The sequence below is a fragment of the Virgibacillus profundi genome (assembly GCF_002287375.1).
Classification (GTDB): Bacteria; Bacillota; Bacilli; order Bacillales; family Amphibacillaceae; genus Virgibacillus_K; species Virgibacillus_K profundi.
The window spans coordinates 135,493-145,049 of sequence record NZ_NPOA01000004.1 but is presented as its reverse complement, the minus strand read 5'-3'; the positions used below and the strand labels follow the sequence as shown (position 1 = coordinate 145,049).

Here is a 9,557-nt window from a genome sequence, read left to right as displayed (position 1 = left end):
AGTCTGTTATTTCAATCGATTTTTAATTACAACGAATAGACCGTATAACCCTAGTGAGGTGTAGATGACTATATCAAACATTTTAGGTTTTTTGGGATATCCAGTCATTTTACCTAGACCAGATGACTCCCAATATTCTCTATGATCCTGTTCATCAAAGTCTTTAACTGAATATAGCCCCACAATAAACCCAATAATCAACCATACTAATATTGCTATTGATAATGACATTTCTCCATCTCCTTTTAGTGTGAGACTGCTTTAATTGTGTTACCAATCATGTGAATATTCAGGGTTGTTATTTTCAGTTATGACACCTTGTTCAACATCCTGATTTAACCGACCACATTTGTTGCTGATATATTTTTCATCACTGTTATCCTCAATGGGCTTATCCCTAAATCCATCAAATATTTCATACATATCTGTACTATTGTTGTGCTCAACATAAAATCTAGTCATTTAAGCTCCTCCTATTGTTCATTTAAAATGTGGATTTTATTTAGACTAATTCTCTAGTCAGCCAATTAATAAATTCCACTCGTCTTCGTCCGATAATTTCCTCAAAATCGTCATCGCCTACACGATAAATAATATTAGTCGTAAATTCTTTAAAAGAAAAATCCCTTGTACTAACTAATTGATAATGATATAAATTTTGATATTCAAAACTTATAATATCTTTTAGTGTATTGAATTTAAAAAATTAAATCTTCCATGCCACCGCCTGCTTCGTGACTGTCAAATGCAAATAGTAAATATTGATATTTAGTCTCATTCATTATTCTTCACTTCTCCTTTTCTCGTTATAATGCATGTTTTAAAGAAATTCTAAAGGCTCATTTCTTTCATGTGCCAGTCTACATCCTTCTATAAATCTCTTAGTAACTTCTACATATCCACCATTTCCTTTAATATGTCCATAAGACTCTTCTGTTTCTGCTAACTTCTCGATCTGTGGCATAATCTCTTCCAATTCATCAGCAACAATCTTACACATTTCTGGACTAATTTCTCCATCACAGTCTGAATGTTTTAAAAATTCCGTTAATCCTTTGTGTGTTTCTGGAGAGTACCCATCTCCGAAATACCAATAACCCTCATTTAGTTCTTTGTTTCCATGTGGTGGATAACTACCTCCAATTGATTTTAATACGAACCATCTAAAACGATTGAATGCAGAATATGCGCCATTAAAAGCATCGTGACTTACATCTAATCCCATTTAATTCATCTCCTAATATTTATTTAAAATCTCTATTTGATCTAAAATCACCGTGATATTTCCAAGTCGCTGTTAAATTACAATGAAAGTATTCTTTTATTCAATCTTCAACATTCTCTACTTCATCAAAATCCACTTCACCATCACCATAGATACTTTCATTGATGCCAGTAACACCTATCAGCTTATCTGCTCCTCCATTTCCAAGAAAGCTGTCAATGCCACCAAAGCTATCATAGGCTTTCTCAACAAACAGTTCATTAATTTCCTCTTGAGCTAAACCCTCTAACTCACTATCGTCTATTTCAATTTCCATAATTACAGTTGTATAAGCTTTTCCAGAAACCTCTTTTTTCATTTTAGCTCCTCCTTAATAAATTTAGATTTAATTGGATTTAATACCAAAGTCAGCCAGTACATGAGGATGTACTCATGCTTTGCCACCTTGTTCTTCTACGTGTTTAATTGCTGATTTAAGCATCATTCTATAATAAGGTGCTTTTAAGTCCTTTGGATTAATTGTTGTTAATTGTTCTAATGTTACTTCCATCACATGTCTCTCCTTTTAAGTAAGTATTGGAATTTATTTCAAACTGTTTACAAATTTAAGGTTTTCCATATCAACGATGGCTGCATGTGAATCATCTATTCTTGCTCTTACATCTTCAATATTTTTAAAATGATATGGACACTCCCAATATGGATAATAATTTCCTTCTTTCATATAAATTGCATTATCCTTATAATACTCAACAAAGCGCTTGCTCTGTAATTTTTCTGTATCAACCATTGCACACCGTCTACAATATATTCCGAAACGCTCACAATCAACATCTATAACTCTACCTGCATATTGAAAATACATACCCATATGATTGCCACATATCTTGCAGTTTGTCATAATATCACTCCCATATATAGTTTAGATTTGTTAAATGTCTCCTCTTACACACTTTCTATAAGTTTCAAATTCAATGCTATTATCACTATTATTTTTCAGATATCTATTTTCTCCTTCTAATTCTTCAATCCGTTTAACTAAAGAAACAACTTGATCTTTAATGTTCTCAGGATAGCCACCTTCCAATATATCCTGTTCGATTAATTTATGGTTTATCATTTTTCACCTCAGCATATTATAATATTTAATCTATATATTCCACAAAATCAACAAACGTCCAATCACCATCGTGTACTTTGTTTCTGCCAACTTTATCTGCTATGAAGTCAATATTTATTCCTAGTTCTACAGTTAGTTTCATTTTGGCTTTCAATATAACATCTGATTCCGAAGCATCATTTAGATGTATTACTTCTGTGTTGATTTCTGTACCATTTTTAATCAGAAAATATACGCATGATTTCTCTTTTCTTATCATTTGTTCATCTCCTTAAATTATAGTTTTCATTTAGAATTTTCTTCTCTAATGTTTTTAATTTTACCAACAAATTCTCCATTTTTGTCATACACATGAATTTCGTTATTTGGAACTTCTTTATCAATCTCAACTTCCATAGATGTTTTTAGTTTTAATTCGCTCATCATCTTTCAGCTCCTTCTCTCAATAAAATAATTGTTTTAACTGATATCATATAGTTTTCCATTGACGGCTTTCACCTTATTATGTTTAAGGCTTTCTGGTAAGTCGTGTACATCAAACGGAACACTGCCCATATATTCAAAGTAATACGACATAGCACAGTCTGGATTGCAAAAGTATTCTGTGACCCAACGACTATATTCTATCTCCATCTTGTCTGACAATTCAGTATCGCATTTTGCACACTTTAATAACTCCATTCCCCTACCTCCTATCTGAATAAATCAATAGTTTTAATTAGCCTTTTGTAAGTCGTAAATAAATGATTGTATTTTAGGCTTATTGAACTGGTATAAAGTATCAGTCGACCAATATGGTGCTCTTATTTTGATGCCATAGTCTCCGATAGTTAAATACCCATTATCATCATATCTACGGTCATAGTATTCATCATAATCAGTTCCCATGCTATTTGCTTCTTTAGGTGTTATATTAGCCCATGATTCATTGGCAGCTTCTTTAATATACTCCATAAACCTTTTAAAATCTTCATCTGAAAAGTGATAAGAAAAATGTTCTTCTTTTTCTTTTTTGCCATTTGCATTTTCAAATATAATTGCAGATTTACGATGCTTAACAACTAATCCATTGTCAAATGTTTTTATCTTCATCTTCACTTCTCCTTCAAGTAACAGCTTTATTTTACATTGCTATTTGGTACTTGTTTTAGAATTCTGTTAATGTATTCTTTGATTAATTCAGCCGATTGCGAATCGACACAATCTCTGTCTAACATCTTAAAAACGTCTCGCCTACTTATTTTCATTTTAATTCCTCCCAATAAATTAATAATTTATACCGTATCATAATTAGAATGTATCTGTTTTTCCTTCGACATTAATGAAGTATTTTCCTTGTAGATAGTCTACAATCTCTTTAAATGCCTGTTCTTGACCATTGAAAAACAACTGGTCTGCCTTATGTGTTTCCTTGCTAAATTTAAGATTGTTAGACTGTTCTATGCGTTGCTCAAGATAATTAATCAATTCAATATTCATTTTAGCACACTCCTTTTATTATTTTAGATTGCTCCACAATTTTTATATCACAGTCAACGTAATCAATCTTCTGATCCAATAAAGCATTATATACCTTTTGTTCATCTGCCACTAATTGATACGGAAAACTTAATCTGTATCTGCTCTTCCATTCTTTATCTATATATTCGTTATATCCACCTTGATGTGCAGCAAGTCTAAACAACTCATCATCCTCTAATATATCCAATTTCATATCCATATTCCTTTCACTCGTCTTCTTCATTTTCCTCAACTGTATTATCTGTTTGTCTCTCCATATGTAAATATCCATCTTTACGTATTTTAGTTATGTCTGGATGCTCTAAATCATTATTCATTACTATCCTTCCTCCTCAAATTCATTCTCAATTATCTCTACCACTTACTGTACTCCCATAAGTAACTGTGTGACACACCTAATTATTCTCTTAACTTACATATCATTATATAATATTTATTATCCGTTAATTAAATTATATAACTTTATATCCTAAAAGTCAATCTTTCCCTAAAAGTATTGTCATCAAAGTGATCTGCGTTTTTATTACGTCCGATGCAAAGTACATTTTACTGTGAGTTATGTATACTTTGATGACATTAATTATATAACATATTAATTCATTCTCTACCTTTGTACTATATCAGAATGATTCCCACTTTGTAGAATATATTTCCAAAACCTCTGAAACACTCTTCGTACCATCTAACAACTGCAAAACCAATTCTGCTCTAAGCCCATCCTCATCAAATGCGTTTTGAAATTCTTCAAGTTCCAGTTTTGACTTTGCTACAACACCTAAAACCAATTCCCCATAATATCGATTTTTAGTCCCCATGATGTAATAATCTCCTCTACTTTTTTATTGGTACGAACAAATTATAGAACAAATGTTTGTAGAAATAGTATACTATTTTTTGGTAACTTTGGCAATACCTTTTGTGACAATTAATACAGCTATATTACAAAGTTAGCACTTTTTGTCACATTGATTAAGCCACACCAATATATAACATGCTTTCACTTTATATACTCGTATTCCTCAATCAATATATTATTTTTTGTTTTTTATGTATCCCAAAAAAATAATTTGGGATTAAAACTCTACATCTAAATTATACATCTCTTTTAAATTTTCACTATCAATATAATTTTTCATTTTTGCTGTATCGTAATAAGAGTAACCATTTACAGTCATTTTATTAATGTTAAATCTGTCTCCTATTTCAGTAAACTCTTGTTTGCCAAGTTTTCCTCGTTCTCTATATAAATCGGCAGCCATTTTAATTCTTCCAGATTCACTGATTGTATTTACAGTTAAAGAATCCATTTCATATTTATCTTTTATTATATACAATCTTTTCGCTAAGTTTCCTCTGCTAACCTTATGATTTCTTGTGTTTTTCCATACCGTGTTTTTAAAAACTGACCCTTCAAATTCAGCTAATTGCTTTTCATTTTCTGTATCTTCTGCGGTAAATACCTGTTGTCTATATGCATTCTCAATAAATTTTATACATCTATTACTTACTTTGACTGTTCTGAAGTTATTGGTTTTAACATCTTTAACAGTGACTTCATTGTCATTCCAATTAATTCTGTGATAGTTCATAGAGATTAATTCTGACATTGCTTGTCCAGATATTCCTTCAAATATACATTGAATCAAGGCTTGATCTTGAGCATTTAATAACATTTCTGTAAGATCAAACATGTCTGTTTCTGATAAATATCTTTGTGAAACATTATCTATAAATTTTCTTTCCCATTCTTTAGTCGTTCCTGCTAATGGATTAATGTTGTTCTCTCTTCTTCCATTGTTAATTGCCCATATTAGATAAGTGTTAATTCTACTCTTAGTGTTAGAGACGCTGTTTAATGTTGCAGGATTGATGTTTCTTATTACTTCTTCAATTTGACCCAAGCTAAATGAATGTAAATCTTTGTCATAAAGAATCTCTGTATTCTTAGATTTCTCAAAAACCGATCTTAGTAATGTTTGTACGTCTGGGCTGGCTAGTGTGTCTAAATACTCCATCTTAGTGCTTTGATTGTACAATTCCATTATCTTACACTCCTTTTGGTTACAATTCCAATTGTTTAAAGTAGTTTTCTATAGCATTTCTCGCTGACATAGTTTTATTTAAATTTTTATCTTCATTTAAGAATCCTATATCTTGCCACAACTCGTTATTTTTATCAAAATCAATACTATCTATATAATCAATAACGTTTACTGCATCTATTCCTAGTTCATACATTCTTCTTGCTAAAACAATATAGCCTATAAACATGTTATTCTCAACCATGACCGATTTCTTTTTCCACTCAATAGGGTTCTCTATGAATTGTTCTGCATATTCACCTAACAGGATATTAAAATAAGTTTTTAGATAATTAGTTACTTTATGAACATCAATCATTCTATCCAATTTAAATTGTTCATCAATGGTATCAGATAAGACATCGTAAGTTACTAATTCTTTATTACGTGCACTTGGAACACGGGCAACAGCCACTTTGTCCTTTAGTTCGGATTGTGTCATTAGTTCTCTTACAATAGCATCAGAATGTCTTTTAGATGACAGTTGTTTCTTCTTTGGTTTAGACATTGGTGTTGCTTCTGCTAACTGCCCTTGATAATTGGCAGCTCGGTCATCTGTATAGTTTAATATAATTAATGAAAATTTAAAATTGATATCTGGATTTTCGTTTAGAGCTAACTCACTTCCTTTGCACCTGTGATATCCATCTACAATGTCAATAATTGTGCCCTTGTTAATCTGTAGTTGTTTAGTTTCTGGATTGTAAGTTAATTCATCTCCATCGTCTGCTGTACCTATTGCTGCATTAAATACAATATTTGTTGATTCTAATGAATCTTGTTTTAAATGACTTTTAATTTCTAATACGTTTTTCAAAACTAAAGTAGCTTCTTTGATTGTCTCATTGTTCCTTGTTATTTTGGTCGCTTCTCTTTGTATGTCAAAATTATAATTTAACAATGTTGAACTCATTTGAGCTAGTAGTTTTGCGCTAATATGAGTTAAATACGTTCCATATCTTAATTCTGTAACGTCATTGAATACCATAGGAAGTGATACATCTTCCATTATTGTTAAGTTTCCGGTATACTGTTGTGCCTTCTTAGCTTCTACCTCTGTGTAAAAATGATCCGGGTTAATATTAGATTGATTAATTTTAGAATGGATTTGTTTGGCAAATAAGTATAGTATTCTCCAATCTAACAATGGTAATTCAGTTTCTGGATCATTGATCCAAGATTGTGTATTTCCACCAATTATTTTGTGATTATTGAATAAGCTATCTTTAATCTCTTGTACAATCTTTCGTTTTCTTTTCACTGATAAAGTCGGTTGTATCAAATTTTCTTCTAATTCTTGACGAGTTTTATCTTGTTTCACAATTTAACACTCCTCTAATTTTATAATATACTGTTATCTAATTAATGTAAAGGTAAGTTTTACCAATTTTATTTTTGTTTGTTTAATTGTAAATTAATATACATCTGTTGGTCTTTTCCTAATCCTCTAATTGCTTTCAATAATTCTTCATGACTAGCTCCCTCAAACAATTCTTCATCAACACTTGATCCAGATGAAATAGCACCCATGATACCGTAATTCTCTTCTCTATTGATATAAATATCTGTTGTTTTGATACTGCTGTGATTGGCTGCTTTCCTAGCTTGATTAATGTCACCAGTCTTTTTCCAAATAAACTGTACACCAGTCTTCTTAAATGAATGGAATACAATATTTCTTTCTTTTGGGATATTCATGTCTCTTCTTAAATCATCCATCATTCTATTAACTGTATTAACATGTATATTGAAAACAAACTCACTCTCAGATTGTTTAAGAGTCAACAACTCATTATAAAATTCTTTACTAATTGAAGGTTTAAAGTCTTTGTTACCTTTTCCAATCATGTGAATACCTACATCATGTTCATTCACTGTAAAGTTAGACCATTTGATTGTAAGACAATCATTCCGCCTTGCGCAAGTATCTAATGCAAAGAGTATCATCAGCTGCTTAATTCTTCCTATGTTCCCTCTGCCTTGTTTAGAAGCTAATTCTGCCATCTTCTCAACTTCATTGAGTGTTAGTATACCGTATCTGTCAGTCGTTCCCGAGTGCTTCTTAATGTCTAAAAAGGATATATCATTAATCAGCCTTCTTCTTCTTAAGTGTTTTATACATTCACTTATAGCTCCAATATATCTGTTCGCTGTAACAATAGAGACTTTACGTTCATCGATAAGATAAGCATAGTAATCCTCAAACTCTTCTATTGTATATTCTAAATCATTTTTGATTAAATGTTCAATTTGTTTGTCTCTAGTTTTAAGAAAGAAGTTTCTAATATCTCTTTCATATGCAGATCCAGTATTCTCACTTGATCTTGAGAAGTCTCTGATGAATCTCATAATCTGATCATATACTTCTGTATTGAATCCTCTTTTACTACCATCATCATTTTCATTTTTAATTGGTACAACCTTTTCAGCCAACATTTATACCACATCCTTAATTAGTTTTTTGTCCATGATTCGTAAAATTTGTTCTAAATCATGTTTAGACTTCTTAATCTGCTGATCCGACATTTTATTTACATTCCTTTTGTAATAGCCTAGTAAATCTGTTAACATGTTCTCACTTCCTTTTATAATATTGGTTATGTATGTCTCATTAAGTAAACAATACCATACAATACAAGTATAGTCAAGAAGTATTTGCAATATACATGATTTTTTTATAATATTTATTATGTATAACTATAACAGATAAATATAATTGATTTATCTGTTATTATTTATCTTTATTTGCCTGCGATAATTCAGATTGTGTAAATACCACATCTTTAAACTTATACATATATGGATATTTGTCTATATGCTTTCTTAGCAACTTACTAATACCACTAACACCTTTTGGTGTAACATATGTCTTCGGTCTTGTCATCCCATTTTTGGTTCTCATTATAACTGTGAACCAGCCACGATCAATGTAACTTTGATAAGGCGTAACTCTGCCCTTCATCATAACCTTAACATCATCCTCTCGTAGAAAGCGAAACAGATATGTTCTACCAACTTTTAAAGACTTTGAGACTGATCCCATTTCCTGCAATCCTCTACTCGCTATAAAGTGTTCATGCTCCTTAACTTTAGGTTCTTGAATCAAAATAGTCTGCTCTAACTCTTCGTTCTTTTCAACTTCTGCCAGTAAAGCCTTTAAAGACTCTTTGTAATTCTGTGGTACAATTTGAGTCACATTATGAACAAAAGCATTAGCAAGAACTTCTTTTGCCTTAATCTGATATTCGATTAATTTATCAACCATTTTAGGTAATTCTTTTTTCATCTTTGGCGTAATAGAAATCTTAGCTAACCACAATGGAAGAAAATCTAACTCTACTCCCACAACGTGTCTGGACTGTCCGTCAAATTTGACGGAGAGGTTTTTAACCCCTTGTGACAGAACAATATCACTTTGTATATTTTTAACTTGCCTATCCTTTTGGTTTTCATTTAAACCTATTCCTTCACAAACTCCTGCAACTGTAATATACACCTTTTCACTTTGTTTGTCTTGTGCCGCTAACAACACATCACCATTAAACTCCACTTCTTTAACTGCTAATCCATTCATCTTAATCTCTCCCTTTATATTATTGTTTGATCATTT

17 protein-coding genes are annotated in these 9,557 nt (G+C 31.2%); all 17 read right to left on the bottom strand.

The window, feature by feature from the left end:
• Positions 1-6: 6 nt before the first annotated feature.
• Positions 7-231 carry a hypothetical protein gene (locus CIL05_RS07290; RefSeq protein ID WP_095654864.1) on the bottom strand — a complete coding sequence of 75 codons (225 nt, stop codon included), beginning with the start codon at positions 229-231 and terminating at the stop codon, positions 7-9.
• A 39-nt stretch (positions 232-270) separates the two neighbouring features.
• On the bottom strand, positions 271-462 hold the full coding sequence (locus CIL05_RS07285; RefSeq protein WP_095654863.1) for a hypothetical protein: 192 nt from the start codon (positions 460-462) through the stop codon (positions 271-273).
• A gap of 358 nt (positions 463-820) precedes the next feature.
• Positions 821-1,225 (bottom strand): hypothetical protein, encoded by a 405-nt coding sequence (locus CIL05_RS07280; protein ID WP_095654862.1) that lies wholly within the window; start codon positions 1,223-1,225, stop codon positions 821-823.
• Between the two features lie 100 nt (positions 1,226-1,325).
• On the bottom strand, positions 1,326-1,583 hold the full coding sequence (locus CIL05_RS07275) for a hypothetical protein (RefSeq protein WP_095654861.1): 258 nt from the start codon (positions 1,581-1,583) through the stop codon (positions 1,326-1,328).
• Between the two features lie 225 nt (positions 1,584-1,808).
• On the bottom strand, positions 1,809-2,126 hold the full coding sequence (locus CIL05_RS07270) for a hypothetical protein (RefSeq protein ID WP_133065298.1): 318 nt from the start codon (positions 2,124-2,126) through the stop codon (positions 1,809-1,811).
• Positions 2,127-2,156: 30 nt separating this feature from the next.
• Positions 2,157-2,345, bottom strand: a complete 189-nt coding sequence (locus CIL05_RS07265) for a hypothetical protein (protein WP_095654859.1) — start codon at positions 2,343-2,345, stop codon at positions 2,157-2,159.
• Between the two features lie 25 nt (positions 2,346-2,370).
• Positions 2,371-2,604 carry a hypothetical protein gene (locus CIL05_RS07260; RefSeq protein WP_095654858.1) on the bottom strand — a complete coding sequence of 78 codons (234 nt, stop codon included), beginning with the start codon at positions 2,602-2,604 and terminating at the stop codon, positions 2,371-2,373.
• Between the two features lie 26 nt (positions 2,605-2,630).
• Entirely contained in the window at positions 2,631-2,771 is a 141-nt protein-coding gene (locus tag CIL05_RS22135) for a hypothetical protein (protein ID WP_206207758.1), read from the bottom strand.
• Positions 2,772-2,804: 33 nt separating this feature from the next.
• The gene (locus CIL05_RS07255) at positions 2,805-3,026 is read right to left on the bottom strand and encodes a hypothetical protein (RefSeq protein ID WP_095654857.1); all 222 of its coding nucleotides are present in this window, start codon (positions 3,024-3,026) and stop codon (positions 2,805-2,807) included.
• Between the two features lie 33 nt (positions 3,027-3,059).
• Positions 3,060-3,437, bottom strand: coding sequence for a hypothetical protein (locus tag CIL05_RS07250; RefSeq protein ID WP_095654856.1), 378 nt, complete (start codon positions 3,435-3,437; stop codon positions 3,060-3,062).
• A gap of 198 nt (positions 3,438-3,635) precedes the next feature.
• Positions 3,636-3,824: a hypothetical protein gene (locus tag CIL05_RS07245; protein ID WP_095654855.1), complete on the bottom strand. Its 189-nt coding sequence runs from the start codon at positions 3,822-3,824 to the stop codon at positions 3,636-3,638.
• Between the two features lies 1 nt (position 3,825).
• Positions 3,826-4,059, bottom strand: a complete 234-nt coding sequence (locus CIL05_RS07240; RefSeq protein ID WP_133065297.1) for a hypothetical protein — start codon at positions 4,057-4,059, stop codon at positions 3,826-3,828.
• A 427-nt stretch (positions 4,060-4,486) separates the two neighbouring features.
• Positions 4,487-4,681 (bottom strand): hypothetical protein, encoded by a 195-nt coding sequence (locus CIL05_RS07235; protein ID WP_095654853.1) that lies wholly within the window; start codon positions 4,679-4,681, stop codon positions 4,487-4,489.
• A 258-nt stretch (positions 4,682-4,939) separates the two neighbouring features.
• Entirely contained in the window at positions 4,940-5,908 is a 969-nt protein-coding gene (locus CIL05_RS07230; RefSeq protein WP_095654852.1) for a phage lytic cycle repressor MrpR family protein, read from the bottom strand.
• Between the two features lie 19 nt (positions 5,909-5,927).
• Complete coding sequence (locus CIL05_RS07225) at positions 5,928-7,268, bottom strand: DNA sulfur modification protein DndB (RefSeq protein ID WP_095654851.1); 1,341 nt, start codon at positions 7,266-7,268, stop codon at positions 5,928-5,930.
• 68 nt (positions 7,269-7,336) lie between these two features.
• Entirely contained in the window at positions 7,337-8,383 is a 1,047-nt protein-coding gene (locus CIL05_RS07220; RefSeq protein ID WP_095654850.1) for a tyrosine-type recombinase/integrase, read from the bottom strand.
• A gap of 295 nt (positions 8,384-8,678) precedes the next feature.
• On the bottom strand, positions 8,679-9,521 hold the full coding sequence (locus tag CIL05_RS07215; protein ID WP_095654849.1) for a phage antirepressor N-terminal domain-containing protein: 843 nt from the start codon (positions 9,519-9,521) through the stop codon (positions 8,679-8,681).
• Positions 9,522-9,557 lie beyond the last annotated feature (36 nt).

Bases quoted from the DNA above. Each gene is read 5' to 3' on its own strand.
- CIL05_RS07290 (WP_095654864.1), bottom strand. From the start codon at position 231: ATGTCATTATCAATAGCAATATTAGTATGGTTGATTATTGGGTTTATT.
- CIL05_RS07285 (WP_095654863.1), bottom strand. From the start codon at position 462: ATGACTAGATTTTATGTTGAGCACAACAATAGTACAGATATGTATGAA.
- CIL05_RS07280 (WP_095654862.1), bottom strand. From the start codon at position 1,225: ATGGGATTAGATGTAAGTCACGATGCTTTTAATGGCGCATATTCTGCA.
- CIL05_RS07275 (WP_095654861.1), bottom strand. From the start codon at position 1,583: ATGAAAAAAGAGGTTTCTGGAAAAGCTTATACAACTGTAATTATGGAA.
- CIL05_RS07270 (WP_133065298.1), bottom strand. From the start codon at position 2,126: ATGACAAACTGCAAGATATGTGGCAATCATATGGGTATGTATTTTCAA.
- CIL05_RS07265 (WP_095654859.1), bottom strand. From the start codon at position 2,345: ATGATAAACCATAAATTAATCGAACAGGATATATTGGAAGGTGGCTAT.
- CIL05_RS07260 (WP_095654858.1), bottom strand. From the start codon at position 2,604: ATGATAAGAAAAGAGAAATCATGCGTATATTTTCTGATTAAAAATGGT.
- CIL05_RS22135 (WP_206207758.1), bottom strand. From the start codon at position 2,771: ATGATGAGCGAATTAAAACTAAAAACATCTATGGAAGTTGAGATTGAT.
- CIL05_RS07255 (WP_095654857.1), bottom strand. From the start codon at position 3,026: ATGGAGTTATTAAAGTGTGCAAAATGCGATACTGAATTGTCAGACAAG.
- CIL05_RS07250 (WP_095654856.1), bottom strand. From the start codon at position 3,437: ATGAAGATAAAAACATTTGACAATGGATTAGTTGTTAAGCATCGTAAA.
- CIL05_RS07245 (WP_095654855.1), bottom strand. From the start codon at position 3,824: ATGAATATTGAATTGATTAATTATCTTGAGCAACGCATAGAACAGTCT.
- CIL05_RS07240 (WP_133065297.1), bottom strand. From the start codon at position 4,059: ATGAAATTGGATATATTAGAGGATGATGAGTTGTTTAGACTTGCTGCA.
- CIL05_RS07235 (WP_095654853.1), bottom strand. From the start codon at position 4,681: ATGGGGACTAAAAATCGATATTATGGGGAATTGGTTTTAGGTGTTGTA.
- CIL05_RS07230 (WP_095654852.1), bottom strand. From the start codon at position 5,908: ATGGAATTGTACAATCAAAGCACTAAGATGGAGTATTTAGACACACTA.
- CIL05_RS07220 (WP_095654850.1), bottom strand. From the start codon at position 8,383: ATGTTGGCTGAAAAGGTTGTACCAATTAAAAATGAAAATGATGATGGT.
- CIL05_RS07215 (WP_095654849.1), bottom strand. From the start codon at position 9,521: ATGAATGGATTAGCAGTTAAAGAAGTGGAGTTTAATGGTGATGTGTTG.